The 19,147-nt window shown below is 35.6% G+C and carries 24 protein-coding genes; 5 read left to right on the top strand and 19 right to left on the bottom strand.

Features of this window, described 5'->3' with window-relative positions; all coding sequences use genetic code 11:
* Window positions 1–177: 177 nt before the first annotated feature.
* Entirely contained in the window at window positions 178–651 is a 474-nt protein-coding gene (locus NSS74_RS04825) for an N-acetyltransferase (protein WP_002014751.1), read from the top strand.
* A 33-nt stretch (window positions 652–684) separates the two neighbouring features.
* On the opposite strand, the gene NSS74_RS04820 is transcribed toward NSS74_RS04825, so the two are convergent.
* The 3 genes from NSS74_RS04820 to NSS74_RS04810 form a co-directional block, all read right to left on the bottom strand.
* Complete coding sequence (locus NSS74_RS04820; protein ID WP_002033739.1) at window positions 685–1,191, bottom strand: RsfA family transcriptional regulator; 507 nt, start codon at window positions 1,189–1,191, stop codon at window positions 685–687.
* Window positions 1,192–1,321: 130 nt separating this feature from the next.
* A complete protein-coding gene (rpmF, locus tag NSS74_RS04815; protein ID WP_001984764.1) occupies window positions 1,322–1,495 on the bottom strand; it encodes a 50S ribosomal protein L32 in 174 nt (57 codons plus the stop codon).
* A 61-nt stretch (window positions 1,496–1,556) separates the two neighbouring features.
* A complete protein-coding gene (locus NSS74_RS04810; protein WP_002014753.1) occupies window positions 1,557–2,057 on the bottom strand; it encodes a YceD family protein in 501 nt (166 codons plus the stop codon).
* A 153-nt stretch (window positions 2,058–2,210) separates the two neighbouring features.
* Between NSS74_RS04810 and NSS74_RS04805 the strand changes: the two genes are divergently transcribed.
* Window positions 2,211–3,452 (top strand): nucleotidyltransferase, encoded by a 1,242-nt coding sequence (locus tag NSS74_RS04805; protein ID WP_198286138.1) that lies wholly within the window; start codon window positions 2,211–2,213, stop codon window positions 3,450–3,452.
* Window positions 3,453–3,478: 26 nt separating this feature from the next.
* Here the strand turns inward: NSS74_RS04805 and NSS74_RS04800 are convergent, their stop codons facing one another.
* Window positions 3,479–4,504, bottom strand: coding sequence for a SepM family pheromone-processing serine protease (locus NSS74_RS04800; protein ID WP_002142950.1), 1,026 nt, complete (start codon window positions 4,502–4,504; stop codon window positions 3,479–3,481).
* Entirely contained in the window at window positions 4,497–5,288 is a 792-nt protein-coding gene (locus NSS74_RS04795) for a patatin-like phospholipase family protein (RefSeq protein WP_002138096.1), read from the bottom strand. Before NSS74_RS04795 ends, NSS74_RS04800 begins: the two co-directional genes overlap by 8 nt.
* Before the next feature lie 112 nt (window positions 5,289–5,400).
* Here NSS74_RS04795 and ylbJ point away from each other — a divergent pair, with 112 nt between their 5' ends.
* Window positions 5,401–6,630: a sporulation integral membrane protein YlbJ gene (gene ylbJ, locus NSS74_RS04790; RefSeq protein ID WP_002142951.1), complete on the top strand. Its 1,230-nt coding sequence runs from the start codon at window positions 5,401–5,403 to the stop codon at window positions 6,628–6,630.
* Here the strand turns inward: ylbJ and coaD are convergent.
* Together coaD and rsmD are read right to left on the bottom strand one after the other, a co-directional pair.
* On the bottom strand, window positions 6,622–7,113 hold the full coding sequence (gene coaD, locus NSS74_RS04785; RefSeq protein WP_002142952.1) for a pantetheine-phosphate adenylyltransferase: 492 nt from the start codon (window positions 7,111–7,113) through the stop codon (window positions 6,622–6,624). The genes ylbJ and coaD overlap by 9 nt on opposite strands.
* Window positions 7,110–7,676, bottom strand: coding sequence for a 16S rRNA (guanine(966)-N(2))-methyltransferase RsmD (gene rsmD, locus NSS74_RS04780; protein WP_001266992.1), 567 nt, complete (start codon window positions 7,674–7,676; stop codon window positions 7,110–7,112). Before rsmD ends, coaD begins: the two co-directional genes overlap by 4 nt.
* A gap of 529 nt (window positions 7,677–8,205) precedes the next feature.
* Here rsmD and NSS74_RS04775 point away from each other — a divergent pair.
* Complete coding sequence (locus NSS74_RS04775; RefSeq protein ID WP_002014762.1) at window positions 8,206–8,595, top strand: DUF7147 family protein; 390 nt, start codon at window positions 8,206–8,208, stop codon at window positions 8,593–8,595.
* 54 nt (window positions 8,596–8,649) lie between these two features.
* Here NSS74_RS04775 and NSS74_RS04770 read toward each other — a convergent pair whose 3' ends face one another.
* From NSS74_RS04770 to NSS74_RS04745, 6 genes are all read right to left on the bottom strand, one after another.
* Complete coding sequence (locus NSS74_RS04770) at window positions 8,650–8,916, bottom strand: YlbG family protein (RefSeq protein WP_002088292.1); 267 nt, start codon at window positions 8,914–8,916, stop codon at window positions 8,650–8,652.
* Window positions 8,917–9,043: 127 nt separating this feature from the next.
* Window positions 9,044–9,496, bottom strand: coding sequence for a YlbF family regulator (locus NSS74_RS04765; protein ID WP_002014765.1), 453 nt, complete (start codon window positions 9,494–9,496; stop codon window positions 9,044–9,046).
* Window positions 9,497–9,612: 116 nt separating this feature from the next.
* A complete protein-coding gene (locus NSS74_RS04760; protein ID WP_002142954.1) occupies window positions 9,613–10,185 on the bottom strand; it encodes a histidine phosphatase family protein in 573 nt (190 codons plus the stop codon).
* Window positions 10,186–10,262: 77 nt separating this feature from the next.
* The gene (locus tag NSS74_RS04755; protein ID WP_002014770.1) at window positions 10,263–10,508 is read right to left on the bottom strand and encodes a YlbE-like family protein; all 246 of its coding nucleotides are present in this window, start codon (window positions 10,506–10,508) and stop codon (window positions 10,263–10,265) included.
* An 11-nt stretch (window positions 10,509–10,519) separates the two neighbouring features.
* Window positions 10,520–10,957 (bottom strand): YlbD family protein, encoded by a 438-nt coding sequence (locus tag NSS74_RS04750; RefSeq protein WP_002014771.1) that lies wholly within the window; start codon window positions 10,955–10,957, stop codon window positions 10,520–10,522.
* Between the two features lie 173 nt (window positions 10,958–11,130).
* A complete protein-coding gene (locus NSS74_RS04745) occupies window positions 11,131–12,165 on the bottom strand; it encodes a CAP domain-containing protein (protein WP_002142956.1) in 1,035 nt (344 codons plus the stop codon).
* Window positions 12,166–12,373: 208 nt separating this feature from the next.
* On the opposite strand from NSS74_RS04745, the gene NSS74_RS04740 reads away from it, so the two are divergent.
* Entirely contained in the window at window positions 12,374–12,739 is a 366-nt protein-coding gene (locus NSS74_RS04740) for a YugN family protein (protein WP_002014773.1), read from the top strand.
* 38 nt (window positions 12,740–12,777) lie between these two features.
* Here the strand turns inward: NSS74_RS04740 and ctaG are convergent, their stop codons facing one another.
* The 6 genes from ctaG to cyoE all read right to left on the bottom strand — a co-directional run bounded on the left by ctaG (window position 12,778) and on the right by cyoE (window position 18,686).
* Window positions 12,778–13,683, bottom strand: a complete 906-nt coding sequence (gene ctaG, locus NSS74_RS04735; RefSeq protein ID WP_012261616.1) for a cytochrome c oxidase assembly factor CtaG — start codon at window positions 13,681–13,683, stop codon at window positions 12,778–12,780.
* A gap of 81 nt (window positions 13,684–13,764) precedes the next feature.
* A complete protein-coding gene (ctaF, locus tag NSS74_RS04730) occupies window positions 13,765–14,097 on the bottom strand; it encodes a cytochrome c oxidase subunit IVB (protein WP_002014776.1) in 333 nt (110 codons plus the stop codon).
* A gap of 3 nt (window positions 14,098–14,100) precedes the next feature.
* Complete coding sequence (gene ctaE, locus NSS74_RS04725; protein ID WP_000557861.1) at window positions 14,101–14,724, bottom strand: cytochrome c oxidase subunit III; 624 nt, start codon at window positions 14,722–14,724, stop codon at window positions 14,101–14,103.
* The gene (ctaD, locus tag NSS74_RS04720; protein ID WP_002014777.1) at window positions 14,724–16,559 is read right to left on the bottom strand and encodes a cytochrome c oxidase subunit I; all 1,836 of its coding nucleotides are present in this window, start codon (window positions 16,557–16,559) and stop codon (window positions 14,724–14,726) included. The genes ctaE and ctaD overlap by 1 nt, the downstream gene beginning before the upstream one ends.
* A gap of 60 nt (window positions 16,560–16,619) precedes the next feature.
* On the bottom strand, window positions 16,620–17,669 hold the full coding sequence (gene coxB / locus NSS74_RS04715) for a cytochrome c oxidase subunit II (RefSeq protein ID WP_002088304.1): 1,050 nt from the start codon (window positions 17,667–17,669) through the stop codon (window positions 16,620–16,622).
* 93 nt (window positions 17,670–17,762) lie between these two features.
* On the bottom strand, window positions 17,763–18,686 hold the full coding sequence (cyoE, locus tag NSS74_RS04710) for a heme o synthase (RefSeq protein WP_002142959.1): 924 nt from the start codon (window positions 18,684–18,686) through the stop codon (window positions 17,763–17,765).
* Between the last annotated feature and the right edge of the window lie 461 nt (window positions 18,687–19,147).

Raw genomic sequence — 19,147 nt, 5'->3', positions numbered from 1 at the left:
TTTCACTACGTATATACTACCTATATACATAGTTCTATTCTTAGTTTAGCAAATCCTCAAAAAAATAATGAAAGAAATATTCTATCTTCTTCATAAAAATTTAAAAATGAGTTATAATATTATTATAAATATTTTAACTTTTCTGCATTCAACAAGATAAGAAAAGGACGTGATGTAATGGGATTCCCAAAAGTTGAACGCTTGCTCATCAATTATAAAACATTAGATGAATTTAAAAAATTTAAAGGGTGCGGAGCTCAAGAACTATCCATGTTGGAAGAATTACAAGCAAACATTATTGAAAATGATAGTGAGTCTCCATTTTACGGTATTTATTATGGTGGATCGCTAATCGCACGTATGAGTCTATATATGAAAAGGAACGGTGGAGAACCATTTGAAATTACAGGTACTTACCTAGAACTTTATAAACTTGAAGTATTGCCGACTTTTCAAAAACAAGGATTCGGACAAATGCTTGTTAATTATGCGAAACAACTACAATTCCCAATTAAAACGATAGCACGTATCCAGTCATCTGGTTTTTGGGATAAATTAAGTTTCCAGCCAGTATCAGTAACTGATGGTGATTTTTATATTTGGCATCCAGAAACAAATTCGAATGCGATTACAAACGAAGAATCTGCATAAGAAACAAAAAAAACAGCTGTTACGCAGCTGTTTTTATTTCTTTAATTTTTCTAATTCTCCATTCGAGCGAGCGCCATTTCTTTCTGCTACCATTACACTTCTTTTTTGATCGATATAATCAAGTAATGTTCTATATTCTTCCTCATATACTGATAATCGCTCCAGAAGATGTTCTTTCTCTGTTTGCAACGATTCAATTTGTTGTTGCAACACCATTAAAGAGCTTTCATCTTTATAATTTCGCAAAAATTCAATAACATCATTCAATGTAATTGATGTAGGCTCTACTACCTTTGTCTCTTTCACTTCATAATTTTCTACTTTACGAAGTTGCTTTGCTTCTTCAATACGTTCTTTGTATTGCTTTCTAACATAAGAATTCCATCTAAATCCACATGCTGCTGGTGTGCGAGACAAATGTCTCCCCACTTCTTTAAAGGCAGAAAGTTGCGTTCCACCTTCTTGAATATGCCGGAGTACTACTTCTGCCAGAAGCAAATCTTCATCATCAGTCCAAGCATCTTGTCTTGTTGTCGCCATCTCTCTAGTCCTCCCTATGCATTTTTTATTAAGCATATGCAGTTACTAGAAAAGATAGAATACAACAAATAAAGAATAAGACAAAAAAAAATAAACGTAGAAGATATCTTCTACGTTTATTTTCCCGCAATTACTTGCTGATTACTTCTTTACCTTTGTAAGTACCGCATGCTTTACATACACGGTGAGCTAATTTCGCTTCACCACAGCTTGGGCACTCTACCATACCAGGTACTGATAATTTGAAATGCGTACGACGCTTTCTTTTTACTGTTTTAGAAGTTCTTCTAAAAGGTACAGCCATTCTTCCCACCTCCTTAAAAGAAATAGTTATTTTCATATGAAGGCCTAAACCAGTCTTCCGATTATTTGTCAAAAAACTTTGCAAGTCCTGCTAATCGTGGATCAACAGTCTTTTCTTTGTTTTCTTCCGAAATCACTTGCCAGTCTTGACCTTGCATCGGTGCTCCACCAGAAACATCATCACTGAAAATTTGCATTGGAATCTCCAAAAGTATATTTTCCTTGATTACGGGCAGTAAGTCAAGTACTTCTCCTTCTAAACAATGAATTTCAGCTTCTGTTTCAAATTCTTCTTCCGAAGTTTGGAACACCTCAGTTGTTTTAATGTCAAATGGTAATGTCACATCTACTAAAGAGCGAGAACATGGTAAAACCATGCTTCCAGTTATATGTAGATGAAACGTAAACTTACCGGAGCCAAAATCAACTCTTCCTGTTACATGAGCAGGATTAATTTCACGAATATCTTTCTCGACCTCTTTTAGCTCACTTACATCTACCATTTCATTTAATGTCAATCCTTTATTTCTCAATTTATTCAATTGATGGATGGACCATTTCATATCATATCACCTCAAGGCAACAAACAAAATTATAGCTAGCCATTTTATATTTGTCAATGTTTTTTCTTTACACTATAATGAAGTCATCATAGGAAATAATATATAGACTATCACGTTTTCCAAAAAGATGCTACATCGAAAGGAGAGATTACCATAAAATCCAGTGGTATTGTTGTTGAATATAACCCTTTTCATAACGGTCATGCTTATCATGTGCAACAAACAAAAAAGTTAACACAGTCTGATATTATTATCGCCGTTATGAGTGGTCCTTTTTTGCAGCGTGGTGAGCCCGCACTCATCTCCAAATGGTATCGTACCAAAATGGCCTTAACAAACGGCGTAGACCTCGTTGTAGAGCTTCCATATGCATTCGCAACACAAAAGGCCGAAACTTTCGCAAATGGCGCAATTTCGATTTTAAACGCCCTTGGTGTTTCTGAAATTTGTTTCGGTAGTGAAGATGGACAAGCTGAAAATTTCTACAATACCATCGCTATACAAAAAAATGAAGAAGAGACTTTTAATCGTCTTGTGAAGCAATTTATGAATGCAGGTAATAGTTATGCGAAAGCTACATCTGAAGCCTTTCTACACATCTTACCACCCGAAAAAAACGTAGATATGTCACAACCAAATAACATTTTAGGCTTACAGTACATTAAAGCAATTCTCTTACAAAACAGTTCGATGCAAGCACAAACTATAAAAAGATTCGCCTCTCATTATCATGATGAAACATTTCACGATCAACATATTGCAAGTGCAACAAGTATTCGCAAACAGCTATTTAATGAAAACAGTTCCTCTACAACTATTGAGCCTTTTATCCCGAAAATGACTGCTTCTCTTTTAGAAAACTACAAGCAAAACTACGGGACGTTACATAACTGGGAAAAATACTTTTCATTTTTTAAATACAAACTTATGACGATGTCTTCAGAGGACTTACAACATATATATGAAATGGAAGAAGGTTTAGAGCATCGTATTTTATCAAAAATACAAAACAGTTCATCTTTCTATTCATTCATGGAAGCATTAAAAACAAAACGTTATACATGGACTAGATTGCAAAGAGCTTGTACACATATTTTAACAAATACAACGAAGGAAGAAATACACAAAGCAAATGTAGAGCAACATGCGCCGTATATCCGTCTTCTCGGAATGTCACAAAAAGGACAAACTTATCTTTCTAGAAATAAGAAAAAAATAGAACTCCCAATCCTTACTCATACAAAAACATTCGAACATCCAACTTTAGACATAGAACGAAAATCAAATGCTGTATATTTCTCCATAATGCAAGAACCTTTGCGGACACAACTGCTAAAACAAGACGCAACGCATCATCCAATTCGTTATGATGAAATAACGAAAAAATTCCTATAAGAAAAACCTCTCTTCTTCAGAGAGGTTTACTTTGTTTCACCCATTTTTTCCAAATACGTTAATGCATCATCCAGTGTGTCCACCGGTACAATTTTCATCTTCGTTTTAATATCTTTCGCAGCTTCAAGAGCATCTTTATAATTCGATTTCTCTACACCTTTTTCATTTGGCGCAAAAAACACTTCAGCTCCCGCATCACTAGCAGCTACTACTTTTTGCTGAATACCACCAATTGGACCAATTTCTCCTTTATCATTGATTGTACCTGTTCCAGCTATTTCATGTCCGTTTGTTAAATCTTCTTCAACGAGCTGATTATAAATTTCTAGTGTAAACATTAACCCCGCTGATGGACCGCCTATTTCATGGGAATCAATTTTCACTTTCGGATCTACTACTAACTCTCTTTCCGTAACGATAGAGACCCCTATACCGACGCGTCCATTCCCATTAGGGATCGTCTTTACATTTAAATTTTCTTTAAACTGTTTTCCGCCCCGCTTGTATTCAATATTTACTGTGTCCCCTTCTTTTTTCCCTGTCATATACTCAATAAATTGTTCCGTCTTGTCGAATATTTTTCCATCGACAGCTATAATAACATCTCCAAGCTTAAGCTTTCCCTCTGACGGCATACCCTTTGCTACACCAGCAACTAGTACACCTTTATTTTCAAAAGAAACAGAGCGATTTGCACGTTTATAAGCATTATAGATTGCTGCATTTTGCGAATCTTTCATTGCATAATTTTGGCGAAATTGATATTCTTCATCACTCTCGCCTTTTTGCAATATTTCTTCCGCCTTCGAAACGTGTGTATATTTATTAAATTGCGCGGCTATTAAGTTCACCACATTAGCAGGTCCCATTGAGACAGTGACAAGCATGAAATCACCAGACTCTTTAGTTCCACCGTCAACTTGCACGTACGGCGCTAATTTCGCGGCCATACCTGGTTTTGTCACATAATACGGCAAGCGCACATAAACAAGTAGCATCGCCAATATAACCCCTATTAAAATTGCATATATAAACCGAAAACGCTTAAACATTATGCTTCTCCTTCCACTGCTCAATTAGTAAATAAATGTTTGAAATATGTTGTTCCGCTTCCACTTCTCCGACCCTAATAATGTCTTCAATATGTGTAAAAGCACGCGAACTAAATTGTTCCACTGCTGGCCGCATCATTAAATCTGATGCTATTTGCCGATTCATCACAAGTTCATGTTGCATAATTTCAATACTTTGCATAATTACATCATAAATCGATGTAACCTCTCCATTCACCTTAATTGGAGATACATCAACAGCAATAACAATATCAGCACCTAAATCTTTTACAACCGATACGGGAATACGGTCAATTACCCCTCCATCCACTAATAAGCGGCCATCTATTTTTTCTGGAACAAACACCCCTGGTACAGATATACTAGCTCGAACCGCCTCCGCAATCGGACCACTTGTAAAAACAACTTTCTCCCCCTTCAAAATGTCAGTAGCCACAACAGCTGTCGGGATATCTAACTCTTCTAAATTTTTATTATATGTAAACATTTTAATCATATCTTTAATACGTTTTCCAGCAATAAATCCCATTTTAGGAACTGTAAAATCCAAATAATATTTCCTTTTAAAAACAGCGGCCAATCTATACAGTCTTTCAACGTCACAACTCGCTGCATAAAATGTACCAATTAACGCTCCTATACTACTACCTGCTATCATGTGAATAGGGATGCCAGCTTCCCTTAACACTTTTATTACCCCTATGTGAGCAAAACCTTTTGCACCTCCGGATCCAAGCGCTAAACCGATTTTTGGTTCCTTCATTTTTCTCACCCTTTAATTTTTTTCATTCCTTTTTCATACTTATGGTCTAAATTCACCACATATCCACGTATACTGAAATGAACGTTTTTGGGACAAAGGGGGATTTTCTTACATGTACGAAAAATGGAAAACTGCTTTTCTTACCATATCAATGTTGTTTTTAACCTTTTCTCTTGTACTTCACCCCCAAGATGCTTTGCAAGCTTCAATTCGCGGGTTAAATATATGGTGGGAAGTTGTATTCCCTTCACTACTACCGTTTTTCATCATTGCGGAACTTCTAATCAGTATTGGTATTGTAAAATTTATCGGTGTTATATTAGAACCACTAATGCGTCCACTGTTTCGTGTTCCAGGGGTAGGCGGATTTGTTTGGGCAATGGGAATGGCTTCAGGATTCCCCGCTGGCGCCAAATTAAGCGCTAGACTACGCAAGAGCAATCAACTAACACAAATTGAAGCGGAACGACTCGTATCTTTCACAAATTCTTCTAATCCACTTTTTATTTTCGGAGCGGTTTCTATTGGTTTTTTCAATAATCCGAAATTAGGACTCGTATTAGCAGCAGCACATTATATAAGTAACTTTATCGTCGGATTACTTATGCGCTTTTATGGTAATAACGATACTTACATAAAAGACAAACATACGAATCAAAAGCGTGCCTTTCAAAACCCTTTTTCCATCCTCCACCAAACACGTATGCAAGAAAAAAGACCAATCGGAAAACTACTCGGTGACGCTATCGTTTCTTCTATTCAAACATTGCTCATGATTGGTGGGTTTATTATTTTATTCTCTGTTTTAAATAAAATGATTACTGTTTTCAAAATTACAGAAGCGCTTTCTTTTATTATGCAACATATTTTATCATTCTTCCAACTTACATCCCAATTTAGTATTCCGATATTATCCGGTATTTTTGAAATGACGCTCGGAAGCCAAATGATTAGTCAAATTAATGAATCAACACTTCTTCAACAAGCGATGGTAACAAGCTTCATTTTAGCATTTAGCGGTCTTTCTATTCAGGCACAAGTAGCAAGCATATTAGCGGAGACAGATATCCGCTTTAAACCATATTTTTTAGCTCGAATTATCCAAAGTATTCTCGCTCCTATTTTCACTTTTATATTTTGGGGACCATTTTATGAAAAAGTTCATTCTTTCTCGCCTACGCAAGAAGATCTTCCCGTATTTTTATTGAATCATTCTTATACACTAACTGATATTTGGACATCATTTATACACTACGGACCAATCTTCACCTTATTTTGTTTATATTTATATGTCATCTTATTGTTTTTACGCATTTATAAAGAAAAACCCCGTTCACTTTAACGGGGTTTTAAACTTTTCTTTTAAAGCACGCTCTACAATCGGAGGAACAAGGTCTACTACACTTCCACCATATCTCGCAACTTCTTTCACAATACTTGAACTTAAAAATGAATATTGATTATTTGTCATAATGAAGAAAGTTTCGATACTTTCGTCTAGTTTTCGATTCATTGAAGTAATTTGCATCTCATATTCAAAATCAGAAACTGCTCGTAAACCACGTAATATTGCATTTGCATTACGCATTTTTGCATATTCCACCAATAATCCACTATGTGAATCAACTTTTACATTCGGAATATCCTTTGTCGCCTCTCGAATTAACTCTAGGCGTTCTTCTACCGAAAAGAATGGTTTTTTTGATGAATTGTTTAAAACAACTACATATACTTCATCAAATACTTTTGCTCCCCTTTTAATAATATCCAAATGTCCAAGGGTAATTGGATCAAAACTCCCTGAAGAAATAGCTATACTTGTCATTCTGTCCCCTCACCTTCATACTTATAAATCGAAATTGCTGTAATCCCGTAGTTTTCTGCCCGTACTTTTACAAGTTCTCCTATAGAATCAGGTAAAACCACGTCATCTCCATGCTCTGCCATAATGATGCCATCTTTATTTAACAATCCATGTTGATCCATTACACTAACTAAAGACACGATTTTTTGAGCTTTATATGGAGGGTCTATTAGTATAAGATCGAATGATATTTCACGCTTTATAAGCGCCTTTACCGCACGCTCTGCATCATTTCGGTACACTTCAGCTTGTTCTTGTAGTCTACAGCTTTCTAAATTTTGATGAATGACTTTTATCGCTTTACTATCTCGGTCAACAAAAATCGCTTTATCAATCCCTCTACTTATGGCCTCAATTCCAAGACCACCGCTACCACCAAATAAATCAAGAGCGATACCACCATCATAATAAGGACCTATCATATTAAAAATAGATTCTTTCACTTTATCTGTCGTTGGACGCGTTGTATTACCAGGTACCGCTTTAAGTGGGTGCCCTTTACATTTTCCTGAAACTACTCTCATCTGTTGTCACTACCTTTATTTCAATCTATAGAGCGATTACAGCAAATTCATTTCAATTCGGTAACCGCTACCGATTCATACTATTTCATACATTTTTTCATTAATCTGTTATTTAACTAATTGAAAACCTCAGTTAAAATAATCGCTCGCTATTTCTTTCATATCCATTTCACTATTTGCAAGCAACAACCCTCTATGTACATCAGTTCCACTTTACCTTTTTTATCCTATCATAAAATAAAAAAAAGAAAAATAAAAAGCCTAACATAAATTTTAATTTCATTATGTATATCTTCATTTTAGATTGGACATAAATAAATATAACAACATCATTTTCGATGTTGTTGCCAACCGCGGAGAAGACTTACGTTTCCCCATAAGTTCTTCCTCCGGTTTCTCCTCTCCCTTTGCCTTCTTACTAGTAGTACATACTAGTATTAGAAGGGCCCTGCTTTGCAGGGTTTTTTTATTTGTCTACTTTTCATTTAAAAAGTGAGGTGGTACAGTAAAAGAAAGAGGAGGAAAAAATATGATTCAACGCTTTATAGAACTCGGAGAAGGCTACTCTGACTTATATGAATTACTTGAAATTGCCAAAACAAACCAAGAACGTGTAACACATATGTTACAATTCGAAACTGTAAAAAACGAAAAAAAAGTGTGTTCACTTGTTGTAATACTAAAACCGACAACTACTGGTGATTTCCAACCATTATACATATGTCGTGAAGGCATTCCTGTACTTGAAAATAAAAAAAGTAAACGTGTCGTTTTATTTGAAGAAATGGCGGAACAAATAGGGAAAAAAGTTACTCCCTTTACTGTAAAACCATCAACAACTTTCCCTGAAAAAGAACTATTTTTTAATCATCTAATTGGTATTTTACGAATGAACAATTTCATTCCTCCAATGAAATAACACGTTATTTCAAGTAAAAAATCCCCTGCTAAATTTAGCAGGGGATTTTTTTACTTAGCTATAATCGTATTCTTTTGCCCGATCAGGACGCGAATTTTCGAATTCCGTTTTTAAAAATGGGCGATACGACTGTTCTACTTTTTTTACAAAAGGAAGTTTATTCAATTTTTGCATCATATGCTCAATTTGTTCCATATCACAATATACAACGGCATATTTCAAACGTTTTGATATGTAATGAATGTTACCATATTTCCTTAAAATCTTGGCATGTTTCAATGAATGTAAATAAACAATCATACTTTGTCGTTGCCCGAACATAATCTTCTCCATCTTCTCCTTTTAAAAACTTATATTCTTATATTTTATGAAAACCAATCATAAATTTATGACATTAAAGAACAAACTCTGTATACGTTTTCTTCTATATTCTAAAAAACGGGGTAAATTACCCCGTTTTTTTACAACCACAACCGCCTCCGGTACCACAACCACCGCCACAGCCACCCGCATCAAAAAACGGATTTCCTGTTGGAACTTTAACGGAAGAAGATACCTCAGAACCAATTGCTACACTAACTTCATCTAATAACTTCTGTAAAGCTGTTTCTGCTCTTTTAAAAGTTGCAACCTTATCATGCATATCTACAGAACGCTTTAATTCCCTCATTTTCGTCGAAACGAAAGTATAATCAGGATGATATTTACCAAAACGTTGCACTTCTTCGTATCGCTCTTTCATCGCTGTAAATTGCTGAATTAGCGTCTGGACTTCTATATCTTCTTGTAAATCCTTATAATACTTACGGTAATCTTCTGCTATATCTGAACAGATGATCGCTTTTGCAAGCTGCTCTGCCTTATCTAAAATCAATACGCTTTCCAGCGTCGCTACAATCATGAGAGACACCTCCGAGTATTCATCATAACACATTTGGAACAGAACTACTAATTGAAGTGTCTCACCTAAAAGAAAGATATGATTCTAATTACTTTTCATACAATCTCCTTGCACTCTTATACACTAATATGCTCCGCAATATTATATTTAAGAACATCCCATTTCCCGCTATTCTCTTTCACGTAGCTAATACATGCGTTTTTTAACGGCGTTTTAAATGTAATTTCATTTGGTGCAATTGCGTGTAAAATAGCTTTTATTGCATGTGAATGCGCAACAATGATAATACGTTTATCTCCATGTGCTGCTGCAACCTGTTGGAAAGCCGTAAAACAGCGCTCTACGATTTCTTCATCCTGTTCCATTCCTTCTACATTACCTTCTGTAATTAACTCTCTAACGGCCGCAACTGGTTTCCCAGAAGCTTCCCCAAAATTACGTTCCATAAATCGCTCATCTAATAAAATAGATGGTAATCCAATAGCCCCAGCAATTTCCTTAGCTGTTTCTTGCGCTCTAATTAACGGGCTACTTATAATTATATCCCACGATTCCGCTTGCAAGGCAGCTGCACTTTGACTCGCTTGCTTCTTCCCAACTTCATTGAGTGGAATATCTTCGCGCCCTTGAATAATCTCTTGAAAGTTCCAATCAGTTTGTCCATGTCGTACTAAACAAATTTCCGTCATGCTGCAACTCCTTTTTTAAATAATCCGATTCTATTGTAACAAAAGTTTTGCATAACGGACATAGTTTTCCCTTCCAATTACGTTGTATTTTGCTGCTTCATATACTGGAACATATCAATCATAATTGAAGCAACGGCCAATTGATTTTGAAATTTTTCCACTTTATCTGGTATCGTTTTTTTGAAATGCTGCATGGCAGCTAACTCAAAAGCTTCTTTTTCTTCTGGGTTACGCGTCAATTTCCGGTACCAGTATGGCTGTTCCCGAATATAGCGAGCTAAATCCTCATCAGCTTTTATAAACTCCATAAGCTCTGCTCTCATTCTCTTTCCCCCTAATCCTTTTGAAAGAAAAAAGGATTATTTTCAGAAGTACTTTGTTCTTGCTGCGCACGGTTTCCTTGAAATTGTTGAATAACTTGTTGCACGCTACCAATCGCACTCGTTACATTTGCTAAATGATGTTGCATTTGTTCTACGTCTAGCTTTTTAAAGAAAGAAAGCATTTGCCCCATCACATCAGCAGTTTTTTCCTCTTCTGTTCGATTTTCTTTTTCTTCTTTATTTTCTTTTACCGAAGAAAAAGCAGGTGCTCCATCAGGTCTATATGCTGTCCATATTTGATCTTCTTCACCAAGTAAGTACCATTCTTCATAAAATTGCTGCCATGTTTTTTGACCACCTCTAACCTCATGAACCATTTTAGGGTGATGGTTTACAAACTCTTTAAACTGTTGAACCGATGGATGTAACGGCCCTTTTGTTGTTGGCATAATCCTCACCTCTTCATGTATATCTACTATATTGTAAGAAAAAAAAGGCACATGGTTCGCCTATTTTTAGACGATTCATGCACCTTTTTATCTTCCTATTTGTGGACAATTAAAGCCCGATTGGTGAAGACTAATAATCAATGAAGGATGCCCCGACTGATTAAAGTTTCATTTTATTTTCGGATAAAGTTTTGAGTATAAAATTTATCATATACCCCAACACCTAATCCAGTAAATTGTTCGTTTAATAAATTCTTTCTATGCCCCTCACTATTTAACCAACCCTGTACCGCCGCAATTCCATCACTATGTTGCGCCGCTATATTCTCACCAGCAAGTTGAAAAGCCACTTGCCCACGTTGCAAGCGATCTCCTAACGTACCAAAAGTAGGTGAATCGTGCGAAAAATAATTATTATCCTTCATATCTTTACTATGGCCAAATGCAACATCTGCAGTTTGTTGATCCAATGTTAACAACGGTAATTGATGACGACTCCGAATAATATTTGTTAAATCGAGAATTTGTTGCATATTTCCATTTTCTACTTGCTTCATTTTTTCTGGCGTCAGCGGCTGTTCCGCTATTAATTCACCTGAATAAACAAGTTGATATGGTCTTTGTCGTAATAACGTTTCATCATCCATATAACGAAGACCAACAAGCTCATGTGTAAAGTGATCAAAGTATAATTGTGCCCATCCATCTTCTACAGGTACTAGCGGTTGTTCCATTACTTCCGTATCAGATAACTCAAATTGATAACTATTCTTTCCTCTTTTTAATGAAATCTCATGTGAAAGTGGATTCTTTTTATATACCTCTTCATACTTTTCATTTATATAATAGGGAGCCACCTTAACTTGCTCACCAGCAACATACGCCGTTACAACTTTACGTTCAGCAACTCCAAATTGAACATACTGAGCTAAATCTTGATTATACACCCACCATTCATATCCATAAGCAGACGGCTCTATTCGAGATGGTTCGCCCCACTTCGCTAATAAATTCTCAGAGTCCCCGCCAAGCATATTTAAAACAGTGTCTGTGGATTCTTCATTTACTTGCTTCTTCTTTTTCACAATTTTATTTTCTTGCTTAGAGTGAGATGGGGTTAATATATATTGTGACACGAGTAACTTCCCGTATAAATCAACAGCTAAAATTAAAAATGTAATCATTACGATACGCAATAATTTCTTCAAACGATATACCTCCTGAACAAAGCATAAAATCGAGATATACACAAATCCTTTTATTTCCTTTTTTTGTGTGTACCGTACTCTTTTCACTATATCATATTTTCACGAAAAAAGTCTGGATTATCCCTTTTCTCGCAATACGAATTGCACTTTCTTATTATTCGTACTATTATAAAAATAATGAACTAACATTAAAATAAGGAGGTATTCTATGCAATTTACAAATACAAACTTTACTGATGCAGTCGTTGATCTAACTCTTTTAACTGAGATTATGGAAAACAATCATTTTGTACTTGCCGGACAATGGGATTACGAACGCGTTACATATGATTATAAATTTGAAATATTAAAGGATATTTATTATTTACGTGTACAAGGCTTTGCTGTTGAAGGTGACATCGGCGGCAGACACGCTCAAGTAAAACTATTGCCACCCTTATTAGGAAAACATTATTATCCTCATGGCGTTGAATATGGCGATGATGAGATTTTTCCAACGAATGTACTTCAAAAAAGCGAACAACTCCTACAAAATATTGAAAAAGAGTTAAAAGAATTTCAAATTATTGAATAACAAAAAAAAACTAGCGCATTAACACGATGCGCTAGTTTTTATTTCGTCTGCAAATAAGGAGGTAACTCTTGCAACTGCTCTTTATCCTTTTCACGCTCTCTACGTGCCCATTTAAAGAACACATAACCGATAATCGTACCGTACACTATTTCCTGGACAATTTTCATAATAATACCACCTGTTTGCTGGTCTTGTACTACCGGCATCCAATGTAAAAATTCTGGTCCAGTTATATTTAAATCTGATAAAGTACCCGCCGGTACACAGAGTTCCATTGCCTTCATCCAAGCGGCCGAATCTGTATATGTTGCAAATAATGGTGCAGTCGCAAAAATTATTAACGCACAAGCTGGCGTTAATAAAATACCATTAGCAAACATGTAACCAAGCTTCTTAATATCACTTAAAGTTTGATATTCTGGCAGTGGATTTAACATCGGCCACCACATCATCATTGCTGCAAAAAACAATATAGCAAGGCAAATAGGATGCGCTATTTGACTTTGTTTTACTGCATCAAAAACAATTGGCAAATGATAAAAGGAAAACAGGCCATTAAATACAAACAACGCAATAAGCGGCTTAGCAAAAAACTTTATCACAATTTGAACGAACTTAAAAGAAGTAATATAACGATATAACCAAACAGGTATACCAAGCAGTAATAACGGAGGCACCGCAATATACATTACTGCCATCTCAAACATATGTGCACTAAATATGATATGACCAATTAAATCAATAGGTCCTCCCTTTACAACATACAAAAGAACAATCCCGGTCGTAAAATAAAAAATTTGCTTCTTACTTACCTTCGTCGCATTTTCAAATCGCGTTCTATACGGTCCAATAATTAAAAAATAACTAATAAGAATCGAGATCATAAATAATAAAAAAATTGGACTCCATAAAGCTTGAAAACCAAATACCCATAAGTTTTCCATTTTCACACCTACCTTTTCAAAATTCTTATATTTCATATAAAAAGAGGGCTTTGATATATCAGAGCCCCCTACTATCACTGTTTAAATCCACACAATTGTCATAAAGGCTAATATTGTTAATAAACCAATTAACAATCCAGAGTACAAGAAGAAACTCGCCGCTTCATGCCCTTTATGACTCATATGCATGAAATAATATAACTGAAATATAACTTGAATGACTGCTAACAATAATATAAATGGAACCGAAAAAATCGGGCTAAATGTTTTCGGATATGCCACCGCTGCAAATGCAACTAATGTTAAAAAAATCATTAGTGAAAATGTAACAACTTGGTGCTTCATTTCCTCTGCACTTTTTCTCTTCCGATAAACAAGATCCACCTTAGGATTATTCGTTTGCTTAACCGCCATTGTTTATCCCACCATTCCCATCAAATATACTACAGTGAAAATAAACACCCAAACTACGTCAATAAAGTGCCAATAAATTGATGCAACATAAAACTTTGGTGCGTTGTATAAATTTAAGCCTCTCTTCGCGTTTCTAAAGATTAATGTTAAAATCCAACATAATCCAAACAACACGTGGAGCCCGTGTGTACCAACAAGAGCATAAAATGCAGAACCAAATGCACTACTTCTCATAGTATGCTTAAATTCATGCGTATAATGATAAAACTCATATATTTCAAACCCCAAAAATCCTAAGCCAAGCAACACTGTTACAAGTAACCAAAGTTGCATTTTCTTAAAGTTAAAATTTTTCATATGATACATTGCGTATACACTCGTTAAACTACTTGTTAACAAAAGCATCGTCATAATGAAAACGAGTGGCATTTGAAACATCTCTTGAGATGTTGGTCCACCATTTGTAGAGTTCTTTAACGCTAAATATGTGCCAAATAAGGAAGCGAACAACACTGTTTCGCCTCCAAGAAATAACCAAAAACCAACAAACTTATTTTTCCCCTCAAGGGTTGCTTTTTCAGGCTCTGCTGGAAATGTTTCATTCGTTAATTTCTCATCTACATGCATTACGCCTTGCCCCCCTTATCATCTAAATCTTCCTTATGAATATGATATCCATGATCATCAATTACTGAACGAAGGAACATTGTACCAAACGTAATGATTAAACCGATAATCGCTACTAATAACCAAAATTTATCTTTGCCACCCTGCATATACATCGCACCGAATGCTGCTATGAATAAGCCTAGAGAAATGATAAATGGTGAAAATGAAGCATTTGGCATATGAATATCACCAACTGGTTCCGCTGCTGTCATCTCTTTATTACCTTCACGTTTTTCAATCCAAAACGGATCTAACCCGCGAACAAATGGCAATTGTTTAAAATTGTATTCCGGTGTAGGTGCTGGCATTGTCCATTCTAATGTACGTCCATCCCATGGATCACGGCCAGCCTTCTCTTTTGATACCGTTGTTTTTATTACATTGAATAAAAGAACAATCGTTCCAAGAGCCATAAACACAGCTCCGATAGAACTAATCATATTCCCCATTTCCAACCCTTGGCCCTCAAGATATGTGTAGTAACGACGTGGCATACCGATTAGACCTAGGAAATGCTGAATAAAGAATGTTAAATGGAAACCGATAAAGAATAACCAAAATGTTATCTTACCTAATGTTTCATTTAATACTTTATTAAACATAAGTGGCCAATAATAATGCGCACCTGCAAGTAAACCAAATACAACACCACCAACAATTACATAATGAAAGTGTGCTACTACGAAATAATTATCATGAAACTGATAATCAGCTGGTGCAGAAGCAAGCATAACACCTGTAACTCCACCCATAACGAAGGATGGAATAAAAGCTACCGCCCACATCATTGGTGTTGTAAACCTAATACTTCCACCCCACATTGTAAAGAGCCAGTTAAATATTTTAATACCCGTTGGAACTGCAATCGCCATTGTTGCAACCGAGAAGATAGCATTTGCAACAGGCCCAAGACCAACAGTAAACATATGATGCGCCCATACCATAAATCCTAAAAACCCTATTAATACTGTCGCGAACACCATAGAGGAATAACCGAATAATCGTTTTTTCGAAAATGTGGCGAAGATTTCTGAGAATATTCCGAAAGCTGGGAGTATAAGAATGTATACTTCCGGATGACCGAAGATCCAGAATAAATGCTCCCATATAATCGTGTTCCCACCAAGTGCCGGATTAAAGAAACTTGTGCCAAATAAACGATCTAACATTAAAAGTCCTAATCCTACAGTTAATGGTGGAAATGCAAATAAAATAAGTGAAGATGTTACAAATGTTGTCCATGTAAACATCGGCATGCGCATGTACGTCATCCCTGGCGCGCGCATATTAATAATTGTAACAAGGAAGTTAATACCTCCAATTAATGTACCAATACCTGATATTTGCAAGCCGAGTACATAAAAATCAACACCATGTCCTTTAGAGGCTAAAGCTAAAGATGCATACGATGTCCACCCTGCATCAGGCGCTCCTCCTAAAAACCAACTTAAATTTAAAAATAATCCACCAAAGAAAAATAACCAAAATCCGAGCGAATTCAAAAACGGGAACGCCACATCACGTGCTCCAATTTGAAGTGGTACAGCGGCGTTCATAAATGCAAACACGAGTGGCATAGCTGCGAGGAAAATCATTGTTGTACCGTGCATCGTTAATACTTGATTATAAGCATCCCCAACAAGAAAAGCATTGTTAGGAATCGCTAACTGCAGGCGAATAAATAGTGCTTCTATTCCACCTATTACAAAAAACAATCCACCTGCAATTAAATAGAGAATGGCAATCTTTTTATGGTCTACTGTCGTTAAATAATCCCATATGACAGCACCCATCCCCTGTTTTTTTGCTACAGAACTCACGTTTTCAACCTCCCCTTCGCAAATGATCCCTCTTTATTTTTCAATCTTTAACGTTTGTAAATATGCATTTAATGCATTAATTTGATCATCCGTTAAGTTGCCATATTTACCAGTCATTTTATTACCTGGTTTCATATTTTCAGGATCTTTGAGCCATTTTTTTAAGTTCTCTTCATTATTTTCGGCAATACCAGCAACCATATCGCGATCTGCGAAGTTTGCTAAGTTCGGTGCGATACGAGCAGAAGGTGGTCTACTATCATTTGATCCAACTGCATGACAACCAATACAGCTTTTATTAAATATTTCTTGACCCTCTTGCGCCTTTGTAGAAGCTACTTCTTTTTTTCCATCAATCTTCTTCATGTCAGCAAGCCACTTTTTGTACTCGCTTTCATCCAGAGCTTTCACTTTGAACTGCATTAAAGAATGTGATGGGCCACAAAATTCTGTACAAAAACCATTATAAGTGCCCGATTTATCTGCCTTTAACCACATTTTGTTTACATTATCTGTATTTGTATCCATTTTCCCAGCTAAAGATGGAACCCAAAACGAATGTTTAATATCGGCACCCTTCAAATTCAAATACACTTTCTTACCTGTGGGGATAACTAAATCTTGAGAAGTTACTATTTTTTCTGATTTATAAGAAAATTCCCACCAATAAAGATTCGCTGTTACATCAACAACGATAGTATCTTTATCAATATTCTTTTTCTCCATCGCACTTACATCAGCAAGCTTGAATGTATATGTAACAGTCGGAACAGCCAAGATTAACAAAAGAATAATCGGAATGACTGTCCATATAATTTCTAGTTTGTGATTTCCTTCAACTTGCTCTGGAATATAATCTTCCTCACCCTTTTTTTGTCGGAAACGCACAATTACATATAAGAAAATAATAGTAACTACAAGTACTACTCCTACCATGATTGCACTCGCTAGCAAGAGCAAATCATATTGCATTTTTGCTACTTCCCCTTGCGGAATTAAAGTAGACTGAAAAGCTTTACCGCATCCCCCTAACAGTAAAGCCAGCAGTGAAACGAACGAAAGCAGTCGCCACTGTTTCTTCATACAAACAACCCCCACTTTCTTTGTGAATTAGATTGTACTTTATAGTTAAGTAAAGTAAATCTCAACGTAAAGAAATCCAATCATGTCGTTGTCTTAGAAGAATGTAACTACAATCATTGACACAAATAAGATTGTTAAGTAATTCAGGGAATAAACAAACATTTTTACGGACCACTTGATGTCATCTTGCTGACGGAAGCCATAAAGCCCTAATGCGATCCATCCGATGTTAAGCAATGTTGCAATTACCATGAATGTTATTCCAAGTCCACTCATATAAAATGGTAGTGGTAATAAACATACTGTCCAAATCATAATCTGACGTTTCGTAATATCAAATCCCTGTACAACAGGAAGCATTGGGATTCCTGCATTTCGATATTCATCAACACGCTTCATCGCTAATGCGAGGAAATGTGGGATTTGCCAAATAAACATAATTAAAAATAACATCCAAGCAATTGGATGATTTAAAGACGGATCAATTGCCGCCCATCCAATTAAAGGTGGAACTGCTCCTGATATACTACCTACAACAGTATTTAACGTATATTTTCTCTTCGTCCATAACGTATATAAAACAACATATGTGAAGGCACCAATAAATGAGATTAACACTGCCATCGGTGTAGTAAGTAATAAAAATACAAAGCCAAGAAGTAAAATTACAAGTCCAAATGCAAGTGCAAAGCCAGGTTTATATTTACCTGTTACCGTTGGACGGTTTTTTGTTCTTTCCATTAATGGATCGATATCTCGGTCAATGTAGTTATTTAAACAACATACCCCTGCCATAATTAATGCCGAACCAACGATTGTGAAAAATAACTTATCTAGATTGTCCATAACACTCAATCCATTAAAATGTAAAGCCAACCAAAATCCTGTAAATACAGTAAGTGTATTTGAGTTTACAATCCCCATTTTAACGAGCGCTGATAAATCTTGTAACCGAGTTGTTTCCGGTACAATTGAAACAGCTGACTCATCATGCAGCTCACTTGTTGCATGGTTCATCACTTTAACCCCCTCTTAAACCTATCATCTTTCTAAGCATATATTTCATGTGAAATATTTCGCTTCTATATAGCAATATTATTACAGTAGAAATATTGTTAACCCATTCTACTACTAATCTACGCCCATACTCCAATATATTAAATCACATTTCCCGAACATTTTGTGAAGAAAACATGAACTTTTTGTGTCAAACATTAAAAAACTTTATTCTAATTTATCCTTATCATAACATGATGTTATCTTCTATAATAAACTATTTTGTCATATTTAGCATGTATTCTCCCCATTTCTTTTCAAAATAGCCTGAATTCCTCCTAAAATATGTATTTTAAATCCCATTTTTTTCTTTATAATACGTACGTTGTCCTCGCCCTCCATTTCTTTGCTATTTTATTATTTTTTATATATCATAGGACTGTAGCACGTTTTATTCTATACATAATGGAATGAAAATATTT

The sequence above is a fragment of the Bacillus sp. FSL E2-8868 genome, from assembly GCF_038005505.1.
In the GTDB taxonomy this organism is placed as follows: Bacteria; Bacillota; Bacilli; order Bacillales; family Bacillaceae_G; genus Bacillus_A; species Bacillus_A mycoides.
This window is presented reverse-complemented; position numbering and strand designations above follow the sequence as displayed.

Coding starts and splice junctions, on each gene's coding strand:
- NSS74_RS04825 (WP_002014751.1), top strand. CDS start 178: ATGGGATTCCCAAAAGTTGAACGCTTGCTCATCAATTATAAAACATTA.
- NSS74_RS04820 (WP_002033739.1), bottom strand. CDS start 1,191: ATGGCGACAACAAGACAAGATGCTTGGACTGATGATGAAGATTTGCTT.
- rpmF (WP_001984764.1), bottom strand. CDS start 1,495: ATGGCTGTACCTTTTAGAAGAACTTCTAAAACAGTAAAAAGAAAGCGT.
- NSS74_RS04810 (WP_002014753.1), bottom strand. CDS start 2,057: ATGAAATGGTCCATCCATCAATTGAATAAATTGAGAAATAAAGGATTG.
- NSS74_RS04800 (WP_002142950.1), bottom strand. CDS start 4,504: ATGTTTAAGCGTTTTCGGTTTATATATGCAATTTTAATAGGGGTTATA.
- NSS74_RS04795 (WP_002138096.1), bottom strand. CDS start 5,288: ATGAAGGAACCAAAAATCGGTTTAGCGCTTGGATCCGGAGGTGCAAAA.
- ylbJ (WP_002142951.1), top strand. CDS start 5,401: ATGTACGAAAAATGGAAAACTGCTTTTCTTACCATATCAATGTTGTTT.
- coaD (WP_002142952.1), bottom strand. CDS start 7,113: ATGACAAGTATAGCTATTTCTTCAGGGAGTTTTGATCCAATTACCCTT.
- rsmD (WP_001266992.1), bottom strand. CDS start 7,676: ATGAGAGTAGTTTCAGGAAAATGTAAAGGGCACCCACTTAAAGCGGTA.
- NSS74_RS04775 (WP_002014762.1), top strand. CDS start 8,206: ATGATTCAACGCTTTATAGAACTCGGAGAAGGCTACTCTGACTTATAT.
- NSS74_RS04770 (WP_002088292.1), bottom strand. CDS start 8,916: ATGTTCGGGCAACGACAAAGTATGATTGTTTATTTACATTCATTGAAA.
- NSS74_RS04765 (WP_002014765.1), bottom strand. CDS start 9,496: ATGATTGTAGCGACGCTGGAAAGCGTATTGATTTTAGATAAGGCAGAG.
- NSS74_RS04760 (WP_002142954.1), bottom strand. CDS start 10,185: ATGACGGAAATTTGTTTAGTACGACATGGACAAACTGATTGGAACTTT.
- NSS74_RS04755 (WP_002014770.1), bottom strand. CDS start 10,508: ATGAGAGCAGAGCTTATGGAGTTTATAAAAGCTGATGAGGATTTAGCT.
- NSS74_RS04750 (WP_002014771.1), bottom strand. CDS start 10,957: ATGCCAACAACAAAAGGGCCGTTACATCCATCGGTTCAACAGTTTAAA.
- NSS74_RS04740 (WP_002014773.1), top strand. CDS start 12,374: ATGCAATTTACAAATACAAACTTTACTGATGCAGTCGTTGATCTAACT.
- ctaG (WP_012261616.1), bottom strand. CDS start 13,683: ATGGAAAACTTATGGGTATTTGGTTTTCAAGCTTTATGGAGTCCAATT.
- ctaF (WP_002014776.1), bottom strand. CDS start 14,097: ATGGCGGTTAAGCAAACGAATAATCCTAAGGTGGATCTTGTTTATCGG.
- ctaE (WP_000557861.1), bottom strand. CDS start 14,724: ATGCATGTAGATGAGAAATTAACGAATGAAACATTTCCAGCAGAGCCT.
- ctaD (WP_002014777.1), bottom strand. CDS start 16,559: ATGGGTGCTGTCATATGGGATTATTTAACGACAGTAGACCATAAAAAG.
- coxB (WP_002088304.1), bottom strand. CDS start 17,669: ATGAAGAAACAGTGGCGACTGCTTTCGTTCGTTTCACTGCTGGCTTTA.
- cyoE (WP_002142959.1), bottom strand. CDS start 18,686: ATGAACCATGCAACAAGTGAGCTGCATGATGAGTCAGCTGTTTCAATT.